Source organism: Micromonospora sp. DT48 (assembly GCF_049844495.1).
Lineage (GTDB): Bacteria > Actinomycetota > Actinomycetes > Mycobacteriales > Micromonosporaceae > Micromonospora.
In genome coordinates this window covers 49,587-72,225 of record NZ_JBNCLE010000023.1, presented here as the reverse complement: position 1 = coordinate 72,225, position 22,639 = coordinate 49,587, and the positions used below count along the sequence as shown (strand labels likewise).

Annotated in this window: 13 protein-coding genes and 2 pseudogenes; 5 read left to right on the top strand and 10 right to left on the bottom strand. The window is 70.3% G+C overall.

Annotated elements, in window-relative coordinates; translation table 11 throughout:
- Positions 1–78 precede the first annotated feature (78 nt).
- Positions 79–1,233, bottom strand: a pseudogene (locus ACLQ2S_RS23710) (IS30 family transposase); the annotation flags it as partial.
- 58 nt (positions 1,234–1,291) lie between these two features.
- Positions 1,292–2,202: pseudogene (locus tag ACLQ2S_RS23705) on the bottom strand (IS3 family transposase); the annotation flags it as partial.
- A gap of 1,616 nt (positions 2,203–3,818) precedes the next feature.
- Between ACLQ2S_RS23705 and ACLQ2S_RS23700 the strand changes: the two are divergent.
- The 3 genes from ACLQ2S_RS23700 to ACLQ2S_RS23690 are packed head-to-tail and all read left to right on the top strand — an operon-like array spanning position 3,819 to position 12,068.
- Positions 3,819–4,685, top strand: a complete 867-nt coding sequence (locus tag ACLQ2S_RS23700) for an alpha/beta fold hydrolase (RefSeq protein ID WP_425702945.1) — start codon at positions 3,819–3,821, stop codon at positions 4,683–4,685.
- A gap of 31 nt (positions 4,686–4,716) precedes the next feature.
- On the top strand, positions 4,717–10,956 hold the full coding sequence (gene pks2 / locus ACLQ2S_RS23695) for a sulfolipid-1 biosynthesis phthioceranic/hydroxyphthioceranic acid synthase (protein WP_425702943.1): 6,240 nt from the start codon (positions 4,717–4,719) through the stop codon (positions 10,954–10,956).
- Positions 10,953–12,068, top strand: a complete 1,116-nt coding sequence (locus ACLQ2S_RS23690) for a thioester reductase domain-containing protein (protein WP_425702941.1) — start codon at positions 10,953–10,955, stop codon at positions 12,066–12,068. Before pks2 ends, ACLQ2S_RS23690 begins: the two co-directional genes overlap by 4 nt.
- Positions 12,069–12,228: 160 nt before the next feature.
- On the opposite strand, the gene ACLQ2S_RS23685 is transcribed toward ACLQ2S_RS23690, so the two are convergent.
- From ACLQ2S_RS23685 to ACLQ2S_RS23665, 5 genes are all read right to left on the bottom strand, one after another.
- Positions 12,229–13,809 carry an AMP-binding protein gene (locus ACLQ2S_RS23685; RefSeq protein ID WP_155218691.1) on the bottom strand — a complete coding sequence of 527 codons (1,581 nt, stop codon included), beginning with the start codon at positions 13,807–13,809 and terminating at the stop codon, positions 12,229–12,231.
- The gene (locus ACLQ2S_RS23680; protein ID WP_155218693.1) at positions 13,806–14,054 is read right to left on the bottom strand and encodes an acyl carrier protein; all 249 of its coding nucleotides are present in this window, start codon (positions 14,052–14,054) and stop codon (positions 13,806–13,808) included. The genes ACLQ2S_RS23685 and ACLQ2S_RS23680 overlap by 4 nt, the downstream gene beginning before the upstream one ends.
- Positions 14,051–15,049, bottom strand: a complete 999-nt coding sequence (locus tag ACLQ2S_RS23675) for a ketoacyl-ACP synthase III family protein (protein WP_230462659.1) — start codon at positions 15,047–15,049, stop codon at positions 14,051–14,053. The genes ACLQ2S_RS23680 and ACLQ2S_RS23675 overlap by 4 nt, the downstream gene beginning before the upstream one ends.
- A gap of 67 nt (positions 15,050–15,116) precedes the next feature.
- On the bottom strand, positions 15,117–16,196 hold the full coding sequence (locus ACLQ2S_RS23670) for a radical SAM protein (protein WP_155218697.1): 1,080 nt from the start codon (positions 16,194–16,196) through the stop codon (positions 15,117–15,119).
- Between the two features lie 239 nt (positions 16,197–16,435).
- Positions 16,436–17,059, bottom strand: a complete 624-nt coding sequence (locus tag ACLQ2S_RS23665) for a TetR/AcrR family transcriptional regulator C-terminal domain-containing protein (protein ID WP_155218699.1) — start codon at positions 17,057–17,059, stop codon at positions 16,436–16,438.
- Between the two features lie 126 nt (positions 17,060–17,185).
- Here ACLQ2S_RS23665 and ACLQ2S_RS23660 point away from each other — a divergent pair, with 126 nt between their 5' ends.
- Entirely contained in the window at positions 17,186–18,622 is a 1,437-nt protein-coding gene (locus ACLQ2S_RS23660; RefSeq protein ID WP_155218701.1) for an MFS transporter, read from the top strand.
- A 482-nt stretch (positions 18,623–19,104) separates the two neighbouring features.
- Here ACLQ2S_RS23660 and ACLQ2S_RS23655 read toward each other — a convergent pair whose 3' ends face one another.
- From ACLQ2S_RS23655 to ACLQ2S_RS23645, 3 genes are all read right to left on the bottom strand, one after another.
- Positions 19,105–20,169: an extracellular catalytic domain type 1 short-chain-length polyhydroxyalkanoate depolymerase gene (locus ACLQ2S_RS23655; RefSeq protein ID WP_425702937.1), complete on the bottom strand. Its 1,065-nt coding sequence runs from the start codon at positions 20,167–20,169 to the stop codon at positions 19,105–19,107.
- Between the two features lie 69 nt (positions 20,170–20,238).
- Positions 20,239–21,075 (bottom strand): TrmH family RNA methyltransferase, encoded by an 837-nt coding sequence (locus ACLQ2S_RS23650; RefSeq protein WP_425702935.1) that lies wholly within the window; start codon positions 21,073–21,075, stop codon positions 20,239–20,241.
- A 49-nt stretch (positions 21,076–21,124) separates the two neighbouring features.
- Entirely contained in the window at positions 21,125–21,937 is an 813-nt protein-coding gene (locus tag ACLQ2S_RS23645; protein WP_425702933.1) for a phytanoyl-CoA dioxygenase family protein, read from the bottom strand.
- A gap of 180 nt (positions 21,938–22,117) precedes the next feature.
- On the opposite strand from ACLQ2S_RS23645, the gene ACLQ2S_RS23640 reads away from it, so the two are divergent.
- A complete protein-coding gene (locus ACLQ2S_RS23640; RefSeq protein WP_230462646.1) occupies positions 22,118–22,612 on the top strand; it encodes a GyrI-like domain-containing protein in 495 nt (164 codons plus the stop codon).
- Positions 22,613–22,639: the final 27 nt, after the last annotated feature.

The following is a 22,639-nucleotide window of genomic DNA, read 5'->3' as shown; positions in this document are numbered from 1 at the left end:
CGCGAAACCCAACCCCAAACCGAGAAGATCAACTGCCCAGATCACGGCCTTGATCAACAGCTAGCGAAAGACCGAGGTTAGCTTCGCGTGTTGGGCGAGTTCTTTGCCGCGATCCCAAGTGAGCGTGCGACGCAACTGCTCGGGCAGAGCGGTGATCGTCGCGGCGATCGCTTCGCGGACGGCTTCGGCACCGTGCCCGGCCAGGGCCGGGCCGTTCTTCGACCGCGCTTCGACGCCCCAACCGTCCATGCGGGGCAGGTGCAGCAGCATGGTGAAGCGGGTGGTTCGTTCCACGAGGGTGCCGATCGCGGACCTGTCCAGCCCGATGATCAAGTCACCTTCCCAGTGCCCCGGCACGGCCCGGTCGTCGACCTCGGCCGGCCGCTGGCTGATCATCACTTCCGGGGTGACCATGCCGTCGCGGCGTTGCCGGGCCCGGGCGCGCGGCACCCGCAGTGCCCGGCCGGTGCGCAGACACGCGACCAGTTCACGCTTCAGCGCGCCTCGGCCCTGGATGAACAGCGATGGGTAGATCGCCTCATGCGAGATGCGCATGGACTCATCATCCGGGAAGTCGAGCTTCAACCGGTTGCTGATCTGTTCCGGGCTCCAGGCGGTGACCCAACGGCGGTCTTCCCGGCGGGGCTTGTTTCGTCCCTTCCAGGCCCGAGCCGTCGGCCCGGCCACGAGCTCGCCGCCGGCCCGGCGCACCGCCCCGGACAGTCGGTCCTGCACGTACTCGCGCAGCCGAGGATTGGACACCAGCTTGGCGGTCTTCGGACGCTTGGCCGCCTGCTGCGCCTTCCACTGCGCCACCGTGGCCCGATACTCCTGCTTACCGGCCCGGGTCGCCGCGTTGCGCCGCAACTCACGCGAGATCGTCCCCGCATCGCGTCCGATCCTGCGGCCGATTTCCCGCACGCCCGTGCCCTGCGCCCGCAGCAGCGCGATCTCCTCGCGTTCGGCGAAGGACAGATAGCGGCCCGAAGGCTCGTCCAGGCTGATCGGCGGCATGCCGCCAGCGTGACGAAACCACCGCGCCCCAACCGGCCACGACACGCCAACGGCAAGCGCGGCCTCGACCGTCGTGACCCCCGTCGCGATCAGCCGCCAGAACTGTCGCTGCACAGCGCGCGAAGGCTCAGGCCGACCCGGCGACCGCATCGGCGCCCGCAGCGCCCGGTCCGCGGCCCACTGCCTCCGCGCCCCTTCCGGCACCTGCTCCAGCTTCATGTTCCTGCCCATGCACACCTCCGCGATCAAGGTGTTGCGACGACCGGTTGAAACCGCCTTGGGCTCCGTGGTCCGTGTGCATGATCGCCCCGTGCAGGCTGCCCCGGGTGCGCTGGGCGGCGTGGAGGGCGTCGATGACCAGGTCGGTGCGCATGTGGTCGGCGATCGCCCAGCCGGCGAGACGGCGGGAGTGCAGGTCGATGACGGTGGCCAGGTAGAGGAACCCGCGCTCACCGACCGGTAGGTAGGTGATGTCGCCGACGTAGCGCTGGTTCGGCTGCCCGGCGGTGAAGTCCCGGCCGATCAGGTCCGGGGCCTTCGCCGCGGCCGGGTCCGGCACCGTCGTGCGCACCCTGCGGCGTAGCCGCAGGCCCTGCACGCCGAAGCGGCGCATCACCCGCGCGACCCGCTTCCGGTTGATCCGCAGCCCGGCATCGTGCAGTTCAGCGGTGATCCTCGGCGCCCCGTAGGTGCCGTCGTGAGCCGTGTGCACCGCCCGGATCCGGCCCGCGAGAGCCGCGTCCGCAGCGTCGCGGGCGGCCCGCGCCGCAGCGGCCGACCGCCAGTAGTAGTAGCTCGAGCGGGACACCCCGATGATCTGACACAACCGCTTCACGCCGTAGCGTGCCTGGTGGTCGGCGACGAACTGGAAGCGGTTCACCAGCGCGTCTCCCCGGCGAAATACCGGGCCGCCTTCCGCAGAATGTCCCGCTCTTCCTCCAACTCCCGGACCCGCCGGCGCAACACGGCGTTCTCATCCTCGACCGAGCCGCCCGCCTGCGGCCTCGCCGCCGACGCGGCCGACCCAGCAGCGCCCCGACGCTGATCATCGGCGCGGACCCAACTCCGCAGCGTCTCCCGGTTGACCCCGAGATCGTCAGCGATCTGCGCGATCGTCGCCCCCGGCCGAGACCGGTACAACGCGACCGCGTCGGCCTTGAACTCAGCGGGGTAGTGCTTCATCACCATCTGTCATGAACTCCTGATCTCCCCGGACCATCACGATCCAAGGCTCAAGTGTCCAGGACCAGGGGGCAACTCCCGACTGCCCTGGGCGCAGGTCCCGGTCGGGCACCAACACCGCGACACCGGACACGGCCGCCGCGAGACCCGCACCGTCAAGGCGTTGACCGTGCAGACTCCCGGCGGTATCGGCTTCCCCCACGCCCAGCAGGCCGTCCGGATCACCCGGACCCGCACGGTTGCCGGCAAGCGCACACGAGAGACGGTCTACCTGGTGGCGTCACTGCCCGCCGCCGACGCCCAACCTGCTGACCTGCAGGAATGGGCCCGCCTGGAATGGCATATCGAGAACCGGCTGCACTGGGTCCGCGATGTGACCTTCCACGAGGACACCCACCGGCAACGGACCAGCCGTCACAGCGGTCCTCCGCAACACCGCGATCGGATTCCACCGCGGCAACGGAGAGACCAACATCGCCAGAGCCACCCGCCGCGCCAACCGCCGCCCCCACGACCTCATCACCACCGTGACCAGCAGCTACCCAACTACGCAATGACCCTGCGGGTAAGGCAGCACAGGCGAGGCTCCCGTGTCGGGGCATCGGGTTTCGGTCGATCTGCTGTCTTACCTGGAGCCTCGCCCTCATCGACACCCGGCTACACACCATTTCGGACCTGCAGGATCAGGTTGGAAAAGTCTCACGGGTGCGGCATCGAGTTGGCGAACAGATTATCGATGTCGAAGCACAGTTTCGAAACGCCCCTTCTCCGTGGTGTGTTCCGGGGAGGCCGCGTCGAGATCCTGCGCGTCGAAGTCGCATTCCCACGGCAGTGACACGTGTTCCAGGCCAACTGCGGTGACCCGCTCACCAAATCGACTGCCGGTGAGTATCTGTACGCGATGGCCGCAGCGGCGGAGTTCGGTTGCGACGGGCAAGTGCTGCCAGGTGCCCGATGATCGGCGAGCCGGAAGCCCTGGTAGAAGTGCAGGTGAGCGCACTGCCAATCGGTGAGACTGCGGGATTAGCGATACGAGCATGCTGAATTGCCTCGTTCCGGTGCCAGTGACGATCATCTGTGCGGGTGTGCTCTTCATGCCTTTTTCGTGTGATCTACATGAACGTGTATGCAGATCTAACCTGTTGCCTCGCTGGCGGCTGCTGGTAGCGTCGAGAACTGTTCCGCCGAAAACCGACAAGTTATGGCGATGGGTCCGCGCCGATCTGCTCGGCTCGCGGTTTGTTTCTGGAGACGGACTGTGTCGCGTCGATATGTAACTGCGGATATGCCCCGGGAAGAAGTGGCGAGGACATCGTTTTCATCCCCGCCTGCTGTTCCAGCCGGACCGTGCCGGGAATCGCCGCACGCTGCGTGCCGCGGCTGCGGACCGGCCGAGATCGACAGGCGCTTGAGTCGACTGCCGCCGGGTGCCCGACCTCGGCGGGACCGGCTGCGTCGCGGCCGGTCTGTGTGTCCCCGACCTCGCGCCAACGGGCCGCCCGCCCACCGGGCCGAGTCGAGACGCGGCCGCGCGCCCACCACACCTGCGGCTCGTCGGCGCGGTCCCAGCCGGCGCGGGCCAGTACCGCCGGAGTCCAGAGTCGTCACAGGAAGAGGATGAGATGTCGAATTTCGAGAGTCTGTCCCGGCTGGACCTCTCCTACCCGGAGGATGCCCAACGCATCCGTACCCGGGCGGACGTAGAGCTCTATTACGAGGTCCGCGGCGAGGGTACCCCGATCACGCTGCTGAACCACTTCCTGATGAGCGCCCCGCTGTGGCGGGTGTTCACCGAGGATCTGGCGCGTAGCTATCGCCTGATCAGCTACGACCTGTGCAACCACGGTGCCTCCTCGCACGTGGCCGAGGAACCGACCTGGGCCGAGCACGTCGACGACCTGGTCGCGTTGCTCGACGCCCTCGAAATCGAGTCGACGTACCTGATCGCGGCGTCGGCCTCCACCGTGCTGGCCCGGGACATGGCGCTGACGCACCCGGACCGGGTCAAGGGCATGGTGCTGGCCGGTCCGGTCTACGGACCCAAGGGCATGCGGCGCCAGCGGCAGTTGCAGCGGGCCTGGCTGCGGACCATCGAGAGCCACGGCATCGTGGGCTTCTACGAGCACCTCTACCCGGAGCTGTTCAGCGCCGAGATGAACGAGGCGCTCGGCACCCCCGGCTTCCTCGGCCTGCGCGAGGCCTTCACCGCGGTCACCACCCTCGAGGACCTGGTCAACGGGCTGAACCGGTCACTCGTCGACGACCACAAGCCGGAGCAGGCGGCGGCCGTCCAGGCGCCGACGCTGATCGTGGTCGGCGACGACGATCTGCTGCTGAGCCCGACCGGTGCCCGGGAACTGGCCGAGCAGTTCCCCAACGGCAGCTACGAGATCATGCCGCGCGCCGGTCACCAGCCCTTCCTCGACGACGCCCCGGGATTCCAGGCGATCGTCCGCAAGTTCGTCGACGAGGTGCAGTCGCGCGCCTGAGGTGACAACCACTCATTGATGAGGAGGAACCGTGGCGGATCCTGGAGACATCGCGGTGATCGGCATGGCCTGCCGGTTCCCCGGTGGTATCGATTCCCCGGAAAGTCTGTGGAACCTGATCGCGAACGGCGGCGACGTGATCACCGAGATTCCCGCGGACCGATGGGACGCGGATGAGCACTATGACGCCGAGCAGGGGGTGCCGGGCCGTTCGGTGTCGCGCTGGGGCGGCTTCCTGACCGACGCCGGAGGCTTCGACGCGAAGTTCTTCAAGATCGCCGAGCGGGAGGCGCTCGCCACCGACCCGCAGCACCGGGTCCTGCTGGAGACCGCCTGGGAGGCGGTCGAACGATCCGGAACACCGCCGTCCGCGCTCGCCGGCACCCGCACCGGCGTCTTCGTCGGCATCGCCCACGGCGACTACTCGGTGGTCACCCACGGGGTACGGAAGATCCACCCGTACTGGTTCACCGGCACCGCCTTCAGCATGGCCTCCGGGCGGATCTCGTTCGCGTTGGACCTGGCCGGTCCGTCGCTGAGCGTCGACACGGCCTGCTCCTCGGGCCTGACCTCGGTGCACCAGGCGTGCATGAGCATCCGCTCCGGCGAGAGCGACATGGCCCTGGCCGGTGGTGTCATGCTGATGCTGATCCCGGAGCCCGCAGCCGGCGCGTCCGGGCTCGGCATGCTGTCCCGCAGCGGCAGGTGTCGGCCCTTCGACAGGTCCGCCGACGGCTTCGTCCGGGCGGAGGGCTGCGGCATGGTGTTCCTGAAGCGGGCGACCGACGCGTTGGCCGACGGCGACCACATCCTGGCGGTGATCAAGGGCATCGCGACGAACCAGGACGGTCGCACCGACACCATCACCATGCCGTCGCAGGCCGCGCAGGCCGCAGTGCACCGGGCCGCGCTGGCCGACGCCGGGATCACCCCGGAGCAGGTCGGGATGGTGCAGGCGCACGGCACGGGCACGCCCGTCGGTGACCCGATCGAGTTCCGCGCCCTGGCCGAGGTCTACGGCCAGGGCGCCAGCCCCTGCGCGGTGACCTCCGTCAAGTCGAATCTCGGTCACACCGAGTCGGCCGCCGGCACCGCCGGGCTGATCGCCACCGTGCTGGCGTTGCAGCATGGCGTCGTACCCGGGACGCTGCACCTCGAGGAGCTCAACCCCGAGATCAGCGCGTTGAACACCCGGCTCTTCGTGCCCGGCAAGTCGACGCCGTGGCCGGACGCCCCCGGGCCCCGGCGAGCGGGCGTCTCCTCGTTCGGCATGTCCGGCACCAACGTCCACGCCGTGGTCGAGGAAGCGCCCCGGACTCGGCCGGTCGCGGACAACCGGTCGCGGCGATCCGCTGCGCAGCTGGTTCCGCTGTCGGCCAGCGCGCCGGAGGAACTGGGCCCGACCGCCGAACGGATAGCGGACTGGCTGGCCGTCCACGAGGACGTCACCCTCGCCGATCTCGGATACACCCTGGCGCGGCGGCGCGAGCACCGCGCGTTCCGTACCGCCGTGATCGCCTCGGACCGGCCGGAACTGATCGCCGCGCTGCGCGGCGTGACCGACCAGGTGGCCGAGCGGCCCCCGGCACCGGTGGTCGGTGACGACTCGCGCGGCCCGGTCTGGGTCTTCTCCGGCCAGGGTTCGCAGTGGGCCGGCATGGGTGCCGCGCTCCTGGCGACCGAGCCCGAGTTCGCCGCCATGGTCGCCCGGGTGGAGCCGCTCATCCAGCGCGAGTCGGGCTTCTCGGTGACGGCCGCGATGACCGACCCGGAGACGGTGACCGGCATCGACCGGGTGCAGCCGACGCTCTTCGCCATGCAGGTAGGGCTCGCCGCAGCCTGGCGTGCGGCGGGCGTGCGACCAGCCGCCGTCATCGGGCACTCGCTGGGCGAGGTGGCGGCCTCCGTGGTGTCCGGTGCGCTCTCCCTCGACGACGGCGTCAAGGTGATCTGCCGTCGGTCCCGGCTGTGCGCCCGACTGGCCGGTGCCGGCGCGATGGCCTCCGTCGAACTTCCCGCCGAACGCGTCGAGCAGGAGCTGGCCGCCTACGACGACGTCGTGGTGTCGGTCGTCGCCTCACCGGAGTCCACGGTGATCGGTGGCGCCACCGACCGGGTCCGGGAACTGATCGCGGCGTGGGAGAGCCGGGGCGTGATGGCGCGCGAGGTCGCCGTCGACGTCGCCTCGCACTCGCCGCAGGTGGACCCGATCCTGGCCGAGCTGGCCGAAGTCCTCGCCGACCTCACGCCGGCCGCCGGGACGGTGCCCGTCTACGGCACCGCGCTCGACGACCCGCACACCCAGCCGGTCCCCGACGCCGCCTACTGGGTCGACAACCTGCGCCAGCCGGTCCGGTTCGGCGCTGCGGTGCTGGCCGCGCTCGAGGACGGTCACCGCGTCTTCCTGGAGCTGTCCCCGCACCCGCTGCTCACCCGGGCGGTGGAACAGTGCGCCCGGTCGTCCGGGCTGCCCGCAGCCGCCCTGCCGAGTATGCGGCGCGGCCAGGAGACCCCGTACGGCCTGCTCACCAGCCTGATCGAGGTGCATGCGGCCGGTGGCGGGGTCGACTTCTCGCTGCTGCATCCGGACGGTGACCTCGTCGACGCGCCACTGCCCACCTGGGCACGCCAGCACCTGCTGGTCCGGTCCGACCAGTCCCCGCCAGCACACACGGTACGGGTGCATCCGCTGCTCGGCGCGCATGTCCGGCTCGATGAGAGCCCGGAGCGGCACGCCTGGCAGTCCGACGTCGGTACGGCGGTGCTGCCGTGGCTTGTCGACCACCGGGTCGGTGACGTTGCCGCCTACCCCGGCTCGGCGCACTGCGAGGCGGCGCTCAGCGCGGCCGGAGAGGTCTTCGGTGGCGGGGGCGAGGTGCACGGGCTGCGCTTCGAACGCATGCTGCTGCTCAGCGACCATGACGAGGTCACCGCGTCCGCCACGGTGACCGCGCCGGGCCAGGCCCGGTGGGAGGCGACCACGTCGGACAACGGCGAACGGGTCCGGCTGGCCTCCGCCACGCTGCACCCGTCAGCGGACGTCGCCGAACCCGAGCCGATCGACATCGACCTGCTCCTCGACGAGCATTCCGATCCGTTGCCGGGGGACGAGCTGCGGCGGATCGTCGGTGAGCGGGGCATCCAACCCGGACCGGCGTTCGCCGGTGTCACCACCGTCCACCGCCTGCCTGGCCCGGACGGCCGGACCGTGCTCGGTGAGGTCGAGCTGCCGTCCGCGCTGCGCAGCGGAAACGACGGTTTCGGTATCCACCCGGCGCTGCTGGACGCCTGCTTCCAGTGCGTGATCGCGATGCCTGCGGTGGCGCAGGAGGTGGCGGACGGCGGCCTGATGGTCCCGCTGGAGGTAGGACGGATCCGCCAGTGGGCACCGTCCGCCGCCGCACGGTACTGCCATCTGCGACTGGTGTCCCACGACAGCACCCGGGTGGTCGCTGACATCCAGCTGACCGATCGCTACGGCGCTGTCCTGCTGACCGTGGAGGGCCTGGTCATGGGCACCAGCGGCAGCGACGAGGAGAGTGCCGGGCAGATCCTGGCCGAGCGGCTGCTCACCGTGGGCTGGCACCGCACCGACCCGCCGCGACCCGCCGAGAGCCGGTCCGACGACTCGTGGCTGATCCTCGCGCCGGACGCGGCGGTCTGCGAGCCGGGCGAGCTCGCCACGGCCCTGCGCGGGCAGGGCGGCAAGGCCGAAGTCCGTCCGTGGTCGTCCGACGGCACTGCGCCCCTCGTGCCGGAGGGCACCTGGCGTGGCGTCGTGCTGCTCTGCCCACGACCGGCCGGACCTGCCGATGAGGACGGCATCGCCCGCGGCCGCGACCTGGTGCAGGCGGTTGTCGGGGTCGCGCAGGAACTCGCCGCGTTCGGTGGCACACCGCCCCGGCTCTACGCGGTCACCCAGTCCGCACAGCAGGTCCTGACCGGCGACGTGGTCAACCTCGAACACGCCGGGGTACGCGGCCTGCTGCGCGTGATCGGCGCCGAGTTCCCCGACGTCCGGGCCACCCAGATCGACGTCGACGAGGCGGTGGTCGAGGCGCTCGCCGCCGAACTCGCCGCCGACAGCCCCGAGGACGAGACCGCCTGGCGCGCCGGGCACCACTACACCGCCCGGCTCGAGCGGGCCCCGCTCGCCGCCGGGGAACGGCACCGAACGGTCATCGACCCCGATGCCGACGGTTACCGGCTGGAGATCCGCCACCCGGGCGACCTGGACTCGCTGGAGCTGGCCGTCGTCGCGCGCCGTAGCCCCGGCCCGGGCGAGATCGAGATCGCGATCGGCGCCGGCGGCATCAACTTCGTCGACGTACTGGTGGCGCACGGCAACGGCTTCAGCTACGAGGGGGAGATCCCCGGCTTGGGCGTGGACTGTGCCGGGACCGTGGTCCGGGTCGGCGACGAGGTCACCGGGTTCGCGGTCGGCGATCGGGTGATGACCGCCGTCGGTGTCACCGACGGCGCGTGGGGGAGCCACGTCACTGTCGACGCCCGGCTCGCCGCCCCGCTGCCGTCCGGGCTGAGCATCGAGGAGGGGGCGGCGACCCCTGCGGTCTACGCCACCGCCTGGTACGCCCTGCACGAGCTGGCCCGGCTACGGCCCGGCGAGCGCGTCCTCATCCACTCGGCCACCGGTGGCACCGGGCAGGCCGCGGTTGCCATCGCCCGCCGGATCGGCGCGGAGATCTTCGCGACCGCCGGCAGCGCGGACCGCCGGGAATGGCTGCGCTCGACAGGTATCACGCACGTCTACGACTCCCGCAGCCTGGAGTTCGCCGACCAGATCCGCGAGGACACCGGCGGTGCGGGCGTCGATGTGGTGCTGAACTCGCTCACCGGCGCGGCGCAGCGGGCGAGCCTGGATCTGCTGACCTTCGGCGGCAGGTTCGTCGAGATCGGCAAACGTGACATCTACGGCGACTCCCGGCTGGACCTTGCCCCGTTCCGGCGCAACCTGGCCTTCTACAGCGTCGATCTGGAGCTGATGGCAGGTGTTGATCCGGGACTGCTCGGTCGGCTGCTCCGCGAGGTGGCGGAGCTGATGAGCCGCGGCGAGCTGCCGGCACCGATGGTCACCGCGTTTCCGCTGAGTGAGGCGGCGACCGCGATCCGGACCATGGCGGCGGCCCAGCACACCGGCAAGTTCGTGCTCACCACAGCGGTCGAGTCCGGAACGCCTGTGGTGGTGCCGCCGGACCGGTTCCCGGCGTTCCGCGCCGACGGCGCGTACCTCATCACCGGCGGACTGGGCGGCCTCGGTCTGCGGCTGGCCCGGCACCTCGCCGAGGCGGGCTGCGGCCGGATCGTGCTGAACTCGCGGTCCGCGCCGAACGCCGAGGCGGCCGCGGCGATCGCCGCGCTACGCGAGGCCGGGGCCGACGTTCAGGTGGAACTGGGCGACATCGCGGACCCGGGCACCGCGGTCCGGCTGGCCGCCGCCGCCCGGGCCACCGGGCTGCCCCTGCGTGGGGTGCTGCACGCCGCGGCGGTGGTCGAGGACGCCACAGTGCCGAGCATCACCGCCGAGTTGGTGCACCGGGACTGGGCGCCCAAGACGTACGGGGCCTGGCATCTGCACCACGCCACGATCGACGACGACCTGGACTGGTTCTGCTGCTTCTCGTCGGCCGCCGCGCTGCTCGGGTCCCCGGGTCAGGGCGCCTACGCCGCCGCGAACAGCTGGCTGGACGGGTTCGCGCACTGGCGGCGCGCGCAGGGGTTGCCGGTGACCGCGATCGCGTGGGGCGCCTGGGCTGAGATCGGCCGCGGCGCGGTTCTCAGCGAATCCGGTGACACCACGATGATCACGCCTGACGAGGGGGTCCGCGCCTTCGACACCCTGCTGCGGCACACCAGGACCTTCACCGGGTACGTCCCGCAGTCCCGGGCGCCGTGGCTGACCTCGCTCGCCCGCCGCAGTCCGTTCGCGGCGGCGTTCCAGGACAGCCAGCCAGCGCAGTCGCAGTCGTCGGCGTTGCTCAGCGAAGTGCGGGCACTGCCGGCCGGTGAGCGGGTCGGCTGGCTGAGCAAGTTCCTGGCCCGGGAGGCCGGCGCGATCGTCCGTGGGAATGTCGACCCCGGCCGGCCGTTCCACGACTACGGTCTGGACTCACTCGGCAATCTGGAGCTGCGGACCAGGGTCGAGACCAGCCTGGGTATCCGGGTCGCCCCCAAGGCGATCGCCACCAACAACTCGGCCCGGGCGCTGGCCCAGCACCTGGCCGAGCTGCTCGGCGAGCAGGAGGCGCGGTGACGGCGATCCTGTTGACCGGGGTGACGGGGTCCCTCGGCGGCCATCTCGCCGCGGCGCTGCTCGCCCAGCCACACCCGGTGATCTACTGCCTGGTCCGGGCGACCGGACCGGCGGCGGCCGATCGCCGGCTGCGGGAGCGGATGGCAGAGGTCGGCGTGGACGATCCGCAGCGTCTGATCGCGGTGCCGGCCGACCTGGATCGTCCCGGTCTCGGCATGCCACCGAAGGTCTGGAACGACCTGGCCGAACGGGTCTCGCGGATCTATCACAGCGCCGCGTCCGTGCACATGACCGCGCCGTACCACGATCTGGCACCGTCGAATGTGGGCGGAACCAGGGCGCTCGTGGAACTGGCCACGGCCGCCGGTCGGCCGGTCGGCTTCCACTTCGTCTCCACGATCGCGGTGTTCGCCGATGCGGCCAGGGCCGGACTGTCCCGGGTGGACGAGATGACCCCGCCGTCGATGGCGACGTCCGGGCACCTCGGCTACCCGCGATCGAAGGTGGCCGCCGAACGGGTCGTCACCCGGGCCGCCGAGCGTGGCGTGACGGCCACGATCTATCGGCCGGGTCTGGTGACCGGGCATTCCGGCACCGGTGGCACCTCCACGTCCGACCTGCTCATGCCGCTGCTGAGGGCGGCCGTCGCGGTCGGGGCGGTACCCGAGCGGGTCGAGGCGGTGCCGATGGACGCTGTCGATCAGGTCGCCGGCAACCTGGCCCGGCTGTCCGTCGGGCCGTCGGCCGCCGGGCGGGCGTATCACCTGGTGAAGCCGCAGCCGGTGGCGCTCACCCATGGATTCGACGCGCTGCGCCGGGCGGGGTATCCGCTGGACTCCCTGCCCGGCCCGGTCTGGTGGGAACGGGCGACCGAACGGGCCACCCATCCGGACGTGGCACCGCTGATTCAGATGGGGAAGATCGGGCGGCGGATGCTGGGCCTGGAGCCGGCGTATCCGATGCCGGAGATCAGCGCGGAGCACACCTGGGCGGCCCTGCGCGCTGCGGAGCCGGCGCCGCCGTCGGTGCCGCTGGACGACGCGTTCTTCGACCGCCTCATCGCGCACGGCTTCAGCCAGGCGATCCGGGAGCGGCCGATCCTGACCCGCTGAGGACCCCGCGGAACCAGGCCCCGTGCATCTCGCGGGGCCTGGTTCCGTTACGGGATCCGTACCGGCGGAGACCACTGTGCCCGGGGGTTCGTCGTCGAACCCCGCGACGAGCCTCAGGCGCCCCACAGTCGTGGAGCGCCTGAGGTGGTGGTGCCGAGGATCAGCTCGTGGTCGTCAGCGAGGCGGCCTGCGCCACGAGCGCCTTCCGGTCGATCTTGCCGTTGAGGCTCAGCGGAAGCTTCGCCACGTGCACCAGGAAACGCGGGGTCATGTACGTGGGCAGCCGCCCCGCCAGGAAGTCCCGCAACTCCGGATCGGAGACGGCCTCCCCGGTGAAGAACCCGGCCAGCTCCACGATGCCGTCGTCGGCCGGGCAGGGCACCACGGCGGCCTCTTCCAGGCCAGGGTGCGCCCGCAGGGCCGCCTCGATGTCACCCGGCTCGATCCGGTAGCCGTGCACCTTCACCTGGTTGTCGACACGTCCCAGGTAGACCGCCACTGCGTCGTCGAACCGGACCCGGTCACCGGTGCGGTACCAGTGCCGCTCGTCCGGTCGTCCGGGACCGTCGTGGGTGCCGAGGAGTTCACCGTCCCACAGCACGAACCGGCCACGGTTGTGCGCGGGATCCAGATATCCGTCGAACCGCTGCGGGCCACGGACCAGCAGCTCACCCTCGTCGGCGGCGGTGCCGTCATCGTCGAGTACCACGTATTCGACGGTGGGGTAGACCCGCCCGATCGGGACGGTGCCGTTCGGCGTGGCCGGCTGCTCGGTCGGATCCTGGGGCAGCAGGTGGGTCAGGCAGGTCACCGTCGCCTCGCTGGGTCCGTACACGTTGGCCACCGCGCTGTTCGGTGCGGCCTCCCGCCAGGCCCGTACGTGCTCGGGCGTCAGCGCCTCACCGCCGAAGATGCTCCACCGCAGGTCCGGCAGCCCGCCGGTGGTCAGGTCGCCCAGCCACCTGGCCATGGTGACCGATGCCGGCGTCGAGACCCAGTGCGTGATGCCCTGCCCGGCGATGAACTTCGCCGGGGCGAGCAGGTCCGTCTTCGTCGGCACCACCACCGTCCCACCGGACGCCCACGCGGTCCACAGCGGGATCATCGACATGTCCCAGGACAGGTCGGCCGTCTGGGCGACCCGGGCACCGGCGCGGTCGGCGAACATCGGCACGAAGTGCCCGACCCAGGCGGCGAAGTTGCGGTGCCGGATCGGCACGCCCTTCGGGCTGCCGGTCGACCCGGACGTGAAGATGATGTAGGCCAGGTCATCGACGTCCGGGGTGCCGGCCTCGACGGACGGGCCGTCACCGGTGAAGGTGGCGGCGTCGTCCGGCATCGACAGCAGCCGGACGCCGGTGGCGGCCCGCACCTGCGCGGCGAGTTCCCGCTCGGCGTCGGCGTGCACAAGCACGTCCAGCCCGGCCAGCCGGGCGATCTCCGCGTTGCGGACCGGCGGGAACTCGGTGTTGAGACAGATCACCGTGTCACCCAGCCGCAGGCTGGCCAGGTAGGCGACATAGGTGGCCGCCACCGTCCGGGAGGCGAGGACACCGATCCGGCGCGGGGGACGCCCGGTCCGGTCTCCTGCCGTCCCGGCGATGGCGGCGGCGGCCCGGCCCGCGGCCGCATCGAGTTCGGCGTACGTGAAGTCGGCACCGGCCACGCTCAGGGCGGTGCGGGTGGGGTGGGCGCGTACGGTGGCGCCGAACCACTCGTACATCGCCGGAGTCGGGCTCACGGGTCACGCCTGCCGTCGGCCTGCTCGGCGAACACTGTGTAGATGCCGCGTACCGTGCGCTCCTCGAAGAGCGTGCCGACCTCCGGACGGCGGCCGGCGTGCTGCTCCATCGCCACGAACAGCCGCACCCGGTGCAGCGACCGCCAGTTCACCTCCTGATCGAAGCTGTTCTCCAGATCCGGATCGGCCAGCGGCAGCCGCAGTTCGTCGCGGACGATGCGGATGAACTCAGCCTGCCCGATCACTCCGGGAGCTCCGCAGTGATCTCGATAACCGCGGCGCTGAACATGAAGCCGGTGCCCGAGCCGGCGAGCACGACCCGGTCGCCGGGCTTGGCCTTCCGGGCCTCCAGCAGGTGGGTCAGCCCGGCGAACTGGTCGCCCGCGCCCAGGTGCCCACAGCGGCGGCCCCAGTCCCAGGTGGTACGGGAGATGTCAATACCGAACGCCTTGCGCGCGTCCCAGTCGGTGAGTGCCAGCCCCTGGTTCGGGAAGATCCACCAGGCGACGTCCGTGGGCTCCAACCCGGCCTCGGCCAACGCCTGCTCGATGACGAGCATCTCCTTCTGCTGCAACGCCTGCACCATGGGGACGTAGATCTCGGGGCCCTTCTCGGCCAGATAGGCGTGCACCCGGGCGTTGATGTTCACCGGCCAGCCGTTCCCGCCGCTCACGTCGCTCCACGGCTCCGCGCCGATCTGGATGTCGCCGTAGGTGGTGTCGCCGGTGGTCGCGCTGCTCACCAGCCGGGCGATTCCTGAGGACCGGCAGAGCAGCAGCGCGGTGCCGCCGTCGCCGAAGAGCATCCCGGAGGCGGTGGCGTAGCGGTTGTAGCCGGGCTCCACGAACCGGTCGGCGGTGGTGAGCAGCGCCGCGGAGGTGTCCGGTCGGGCAGTCAGATAACCCGCCGCCAGCTCCAGGGCGGCCATGCCGCCGTTAGACGCCTGGCGCATTTCCACGGCGAAGCCGTCGCCGCGGACGGTGCGGCCCTGGATGTACGCGGCCGGTGCGAAGTCGTCCAGGCCCTGGTGCGCGATGTAGGAGTGGACCACCAGGTCGACCTGCGAGGCCCGGTCACCGGCACGGGCCACCGCCGCTGCTGCCGCTCGCACCGCCAGGTCGATGGTGGGTCCCTCGTCGTCCACCCGGGTGGCGAGGAAGCCGCTCGCCTCATTCTCCTTCGCCGCGTAACGCCCGTCGGCCACGGCGCTCTCGGTGGTCTCCTCACGACCCAGAGTCATTGCCACGGACCCGATGTAAAGGTCATTCCAAAGCACTGTGCGCCTCCCCTTGTGTCGAAATTCGAGGTCAGTCCTCGCCGTCGTTGTAGACCACGTCGAGCGTTCCGGCGGAGTTGACAGTGGCCGTGGCCGGCAGCCGGTAGGAAGGGCTCCAACGCAGCCGATCCTCGAGCCGGTACGACGTCCGGAGCGTCAACTTCCGGCCGTTCTTCGCAACGATGCTGCCCTCGTAGGGGGTGACTTTTCCGATGTCGGTCATCACGGTGAACATCGGTTTCGCCAGGCCGCTGAGATACCCGCTGCCGGAGATTTCCGAGGCGAGCCGCAGCCCTTTCGCCACGGTCGTACGGAACTCGTCCGTGCCCACCATCGGAACTGCGTGGAAGAGGTAGTGCGGGATGAACCGCAGCGTCCGCTGCCGGTCGTAGAGCTCGATGAGCGTCTCGGCCTCGTCATTGACGCCCTTGAGCAGGACGTTCTGGCTGTAGAGACGCACGCCCCGCTGCTGCAGGGCGCCGAATACCTCGACCGCCTCCGGCTGCAACTCGAACGGATGGTTGACCTGCACACCGATCTCGAACTGGAAACGGTCGGCGAACTCCTCGAACACCCGGTAGGTGTCCGCGGTGAACGCGCCCGGGTTCTGCACCGGCAGCCGGGTGCCCATCCGGACGGTGATGATGTTCTCCGCGCTGGTGGCCACCGCGGCCAGCAGCTCGTTGAGCTTGCGCGGCGAGATCAGGGGGTCTCCGCCGGTGATCAGGATCTCGCGCAGGTCCTCGTCACGCTTCAGGAAGTCCGCGATGGCGCCGATCTGATCCGTGCCCAAGGTGTGCGGATCGTAGAGGCCGCGGACGCAGAACACGCACTCGCTGGCACAGGCGGAGAGCATGTCGATGACGACGACCCGTCGGTAGAGGCGCTCCAGGCCCTTGGGAAAGTCACTCGACATGACCGCGTCGAAGTGCCGCGTGTTGTTGCCGAAACTCGGGCCGGTCGACGGCATTCGGAAATACTGGTTGTAGATGCCGCGATAGGCGCCGGAATTCTCCCCGTGCTGCTTTTTCGCGCGTTCCAGCAGCTCCTGCGTGTACTTGTGAACCCGAGGCTTCTGTGTTTCGGTGATTACTCGGAGAAGTCCAGCCATGGTCGGTCATCCCTTACCCTAATGATGCCAACGAAAAAGCGCTTGGCATGCCGCATCAAGGACTGGTACCCGCCTGCGAGATCACGGGATCAAGTGCTGCCTTCGCGGTCGGTCACGAATATCCCGCCGAACGTTTCCGGGTCGCCGGAACGCTTCCGAGGTTACCAACCGCGATCCGGGCCGCAATCGACGTTCTTCATGACTGGATGTGAATTTCGCATCCGTGGTGGGGGCGGATCTCAGCTTTCGGCCCGGTCGATCTGTTGAGCGACGCCGTCGATGAAGACCTGCAGGCCGTAGCGGAACCGTTCCCCCGGATCGGCGCCGGTGAGCGCGGCCAGCGCGGCCGAGTGGTGCGTCGACATCTCGGCGTCGAGCTTCTCGATGCGTTGACGCCAGGTGTCACCCGCCGGGAGTTCGGCCAGCGCCTGCTCCTCGATCACGTGGCCGAGCACGTAGTAGAAGAGGGCGAAGGCGAGCCACCCGGCCTGGGCGGGCGCCAGGCCGGCGGTGCAGAGTGCGGTGATCGCGCGGTCGGCGCCGCGCATCGTGTTCAGGCCGGGAGCGAAGGTGCCGCCCACCACCCGGGCACCGTCCCGGTGTGCCAGCATCGCCGACCGCATCCGGTCACCGAGGACGTACAGCTGCCGGCGCCAGTCGGCCTCCGGCAGCGGATCGCCGAGCCCGTCGACGATCCGGTCCGCCAGGGCATCGAGCAACGCCTCCTTGTTCGGAAAATGCCGGTAGAGGGCGCTGCCCTGGACATTGAGCGCGGCGCCGAGCCGGCGCATCGTCAGCCCGTCGATCCCCTCGGCGTCCAGCAGCTTCAACGCGCCGTCGACCACGTCAGCCTTGCGCAGCACCCGTCGCTCCTCTGGTTTGACAACGACTTGCGGTCATTCCTAGCATCAACACCGTTCACCGTGAACGGTGTTAACGTCGGCCTCATCCAGTTCCCGTGCGTGATTCTGGACCAGTGAGGAGATCACATGCTCGACTCCCGAACCGGCCTGGCACCCCGCGGCGTCGTGCGGCCCAACCTGCCGCTCGGCGTCGTCGTGGCGATCTCCTGCCTGGCCCAGTTCACAGTCGTGCTCGACGCCACGATCGTCACGCTCGCGCTGCCCGACATGCGTGCCAGCCTCGACATGTCGGTCAGCCAGCAGCAGTGGGTGGTCAGTGGATACCTCATCGCCTTCGGCGGTTTCCTGCTGCTGGCGGCCCGGGCCGGTGACCTGTTCGGTTACCGGCGGGTCTTCCTGACCGGCACGGTGATCTTCACCCTGGCCAGCCTCGCCGGTGGACTCGCCACCAGCCCCTGGATGCTCCTGGTGGCCCGCGTCTTCCAGGGCCTCGGCGCTGCGGCCCTGTCACCCACCAGCCTCAACCTGATCACCGCCAGCCACAGCGACGAGGACCGTCGCGAGCGAGCCGTCACGCTGTGGAGCCTGATGGGCGCCCTCTCCAGCGTCGCCGGGCTCATCCTCGGCGGCGTCCTGACCGCCGGGCTGAGCTGGCACTGGGTCATGTTCGTGAACGTCCCGCCCGGCCTCATCCTGCTCGTCGCCGGCCTGCTCTGGCTGCTGCCTGACCGCGACACCGGCGAACGCCGTCGCCTGGACCTCCCGGGTGCGCTCACGGCGACCCTCGGCATCGGTGCCCTGACCTACGGCTTCTCCGAGGTCGCCACCGACGGCTGGACCGAGACGAACGTGCTGGTCGCCCTGATCGCCGCCGCCGTGCTGCTGATCGGCTTCGTGGCCGTGGAGGCGAAGAGCCGTCATCCGCTGATTCCGCTGGCCATCTTCCGCCTCCGCACCGTCAGCATCGGAAACTTCCTGATCTTCTGCATGGGTGTCACGATGACGGCCGGGATGGTCCTGCTCTCCCTGTACTTCCAGGAGGCGCTCGACTACGACCCGTTCAGCACGGGTCTCTCGCTGCTCCCGATGTCCGCCATCGTGATCGCCGGTGGTCTCGGTGCCCGCCAGCTCCTGCCCAAGGTCGGCACCCGACCGCTCCTGCTCGCCGGCGGTCTCGTCACGGCCGTGGGCCTGCTCTGGATGACCAGGATGCCGGCGGAGCCGGCCTACCTGACCCACGTCCTGGGCCCCACCCTGGTGACCGGCCTCGGCATGAGCCTGCTGCTGCCTGCGGCGACGGTGACCAGCACCACCGGTGTGGCACCCGGCGATGACGGCGCAGCGTCCGGTCTGCTCAACACCTCGCGCCAGATCGGCGGGGCGGTCGGTCTGGCCGTCCTGGTCACCATCGCCACCACGACCACTGAGCGGGCCCTGCCTGACACGACGCCAGTCGAGGCCGTCGTGGACGGATTCCACGCCGCCTTCCTGGTCAACGCCGCTGTGATGCTGGCGGCCACCTTCGTGGCACTAGCCCTGCCGAGGTCCGGGCGACAGTCCTGACACCGGGTGCCAGTCGGGCCGCGAGACGGACACGACCGACGCCGGTGGCCGGTCGGCCGGTCCGGTGGTGACTCCTCCTGGTCGATAGTGACGCCCCCGACGGCGAGGCGCTCGGCGGCCAGCAGCGCGGCGAACCTGTCGTCGGCGGTGGCGTCCGGCAACCGGCCCAGCGCCAGCGCTGCCGGGGCGGCGTCGCCCACGGCCGACGCGTCGGTCCACATCGCGTGGGCCTTCCGCAGGGGCGGCGCGGGCCCGGTCCGGGTCGATCTCCGCAGCGGCGCGCAGCTCCAGCGCCCGGCCAGGTCGGCCCGCAGCCCTCCGGCCCGGGCCAGAGGGGCGGTCGTGCCGATGCGGTCGAGTTGGCCCGGACCGAGGCTGCGGGTGACCTGGCTGTGACCAGGTCTGACCCACCGGGGTCCGGGGCACGCGGCAGGGCAGCGCGCGGGTTCGCCTGAGAACGCGGTCTCGGCGGACGGCCGTCGTCATCGCATCGGGTGGCGCACCGCGAAGTCCCACACGATCTCGCTGGCGTCGGGGCCCGCGCGGTCGGTGTAGCGGCCCTCGCCGTTCGGGCCGGGCCAGGCGTGGCCCATGCCCTGGACGAGGTACGCCTCGACCAGCGACGAGCCGTCCGACGTGGTGATCGTCGAATGCGTGTACGCGTGTCGTCCCGCGTCCGCTGGTACCGACACGGTCTCCTCGGTCAGGGCGAGGCTGTCGTTGGGCAGCCCGTCGTCGACGAGATCACCCACCGCAGTCCAGTGGGCGACGAGTCGGGTGGCGACCAGGGGCGGCACGACCTCGTCCCGCTCGCCCTGGATGACAAGCAGCGGCACCTGGCGGGCGCGCTCGCCCATCTGTGCCCAGGCCTGCCGTGCCGTGTCCAGCGGCGACGTCGAGTCCGGGTCGTCCGGGTCCACCTGGTTGAGCCCGTACTCACCCCCGGCGACCGAGGTCACCGTGGCGAAGACGTCGGGATAGGTGGCGGCGAGGATGACTGCGGTTCCCGCTCCTGACGACGCGCCGGCCACGTGTACCTGCGCCGGATCCGCGTCGTACTCCTCGACCACCTGGCGGGCGACGCCGGCCAGCAGCGCGGGTTCACCTGTGTGCCGCTGCTGCTCACGGGGGTCAGCCGAGTTCCAGCAGGCGATCACGTTACGTGAGATCAACTGTGTGGGATAGACGACGATGAAGCCTTCCCGGTCGGCCAGGTTGTTGAACTGGGTCGTCGCCTTCATCGAGTTCCACCCGTAGCCGGTCATCGCGCAGCCGTGGATCGCCATGACCACCGGCAGCCGGGCACTCACGTCGTGCTGGGGCGGGAGATGGACCTGGTAGCGCTGCGAACCGGCCGGCCCCTCGTAGACGTGGTTGCGGTCGCCCTCGCCCATCTGCCAGGGCAGGCCGAGCTGAAGGGCGGCGACGCCGAGGCTGGCGACGGCCACCACTGCGGCGAGGGTGCCGGAGACGATCCGCAGCCACCGTCGGGGACGGCGGGCCTCGACGTCGGCATTCATCGTGGCGTGGGCAGGGGTGGTGGACATGTACCCAGGAAAGCGCGTCCGCCGCCGACATGTCAGTGGCGTGCTGTCATGACCGCGTGTGACGTGGTGTCACTTGTCGTTGTCGCTGGTCACCGGATGGGTCCGCTGCCGTGCCGATTCGTACAGCACGACGGTCGCGGCGGTCGCCGCGTTCAGGGAACTGGCGGCCCCGGACATCGGGATCCGGACAAGCTGGTCGCAGGCCTCACGCCAGCCGGAGCTGAGACCGGTGGTCTCATTGCCGACCAAGATCAGCGTTGGTTGCCTGAAGTCGTGATCGGCGACATCCAGCGTGCCCAGCTCATCGGTTCCCACGACGCTCATGCCGATGCCGCCGGCCCGGACGTCGCCGACCCAGGACAGCACGGCCTGGCGTGTGGGCACCCGGACCACGGGCAGAGCGAACAGCGATCCGGTGCTCGCCCGGACTGCCTTCGGGTCGTACGCGTCGGCGGCGTGGCCGGTGATGATGACGCCGGAGGCGCCGAAGGCGTCCGCGGACCGGACGAGGGTCCCGATGTTGCCAGGGCTGGTCGGCCGGTCGAACACCACGGTCAGCATGTTCGGCCCGACCGGAATGCGGCCCAGGTCGTCCTCCGGCAGCGCGACCACGGCCAGCAACTCTGGCACGTCGTCCGCCTTACCTCCCAGCTCGTGCATCAGTTCACGGGAGACAGCGACCTTCTCGGCGCGGACCGTTTCCAGCGTCTCGCGCGCCCAACCGGAGAGCGCAGCGCTGTCGTCGTACAGCAGCTCTCGGATCTGCCAACCGTGTTCGACGGCCATCGCAATCGGACGCACGCCCTGCACGAGGAATTCGCCGCGACGCTGCCGCTTGGTCCGGTTACGCAGGAGAGCCTCCCACTGCTGGAATCGCGCGTTGCGACCACTCACCCGCAGAACCACCCTTGTCCCCGCCTCCGTCGTACATCACCCGCGCCACGCCTGGGCACGCCTACCCGACATTGTCGTCAGTGCCAACCCCGTCCGGATCGGGGGTGTCCTGTCCGAGACCCCGACGGATCGCGATTTCGACGGGTGAGTAGGCGCTGTCGGCCCGCTCCAATTCGTACGGCGCGGCCGGCATCAGCGGCGGCTGGGCCATGAAGCGCGGCCGTGTCCCGTGGTGCGGTTGCGCCGCGTGCACCAGGAACGGATGGCACAGAAAGACGTCGCCCGGGGACCCGGTGGCCAGGGCGACCGGCCGGTGTTCGGAGGCCGCCACCAGGTCGGGTGCCAGGTCCAGCCCGCTCGCCCCCTCCTCGCCGTACTTCTCCAGCACCTTCGGCACGTCGAGGTGTGAGCCGACCCGGATCCGGGTCGGCGCGTCCTCCTCACCGACCTCGCTGAACAGGAACAGCATCAGCAGCGCCCGGCCACGGGAACGCACATTCGTGAAGTACCAGCTCTCGCCCTCCGGCAGATAGCTGCCCTCGATGTGCCAGCCCGCGTCGTTCGGCTCCTCTTCGTGCGGGAAGCGCAGCGGGAACGTGCCCAGCGAGTAGCGCGGCTCCCAGCGTCCCGGGCCGACCAGCAGGTCGTACGCGTGATGGAGGAACGGGGAATTGGGTGCGGCGGCGAACGGCCCCTGCGCCATGCCCTCCACCCAGTGCACCGGCTGGGTCCACGTCGCCGGGTCGTCCGGGTCGCAGCCCGTCTCTCGCCACAGCAGCCGCGCGCAGTCCGCAGCCACCCGCGGCGCGACGGCACCGGCCAACTTGACGAAGCCGTCGCGAAGAAAGCGGGACACCAATGTCGTGTCATCCATGGCCCCATCTTGCGGCGACATCGATCCCGCTCACCCGACACTTCCCGCGCGGCTTCTGTCGGGTGTGGCGCAGCAGCGCCGCCGCACGATCGGATCGGAGGAACGACGATCAGCCGCAGCCGGTACGCCGTCGATCACCCCCAGCTCAGGTTCCGCCTACCTGTCGAAGGGAGCGACCACATGGATACCCGCATCGTCGACCATCCCGCGTTCCGGCTCGTAGGGCACGCTGCTCGCGTTCCGCTGATCCACCAAGGCATCAACCCGTACATCCGGCAGCACATCGCCGCGCTACCGGCCGAGGAGCACCTGCGCCTGAAGGCACTCGGCAACGCTGAGCCGAGCGGCCTGCTCGCGGTCAGCGACGACCTCGACGCCGACTACGACGAGGGCAGCGAGCTGACCTACCTGCACGGGGTCGCCGTGTCCCCGGGCACGCCGATCCCGGGCGACCTCGACATCATCGAGGTCCCGGCCGGCAGTTGGGTGGTCCTCCGGACCACGGGGCCGCATCCGCAGACTCTTCAGAACGCCTGGGCCACGGCCGCCGCCGCATGGTTTCCCTTCAATCCGTGGCGGCTGCGGCCAGGCCCGGAGATCACCGCGATGCTCGATCCCACGAACGACTTCAGCATCGCGACCTGCGAACTCTGGCTGCCCGTCGAACCGGCGTAGCGCCCCGACGAGCAGCTGCGGGCACCG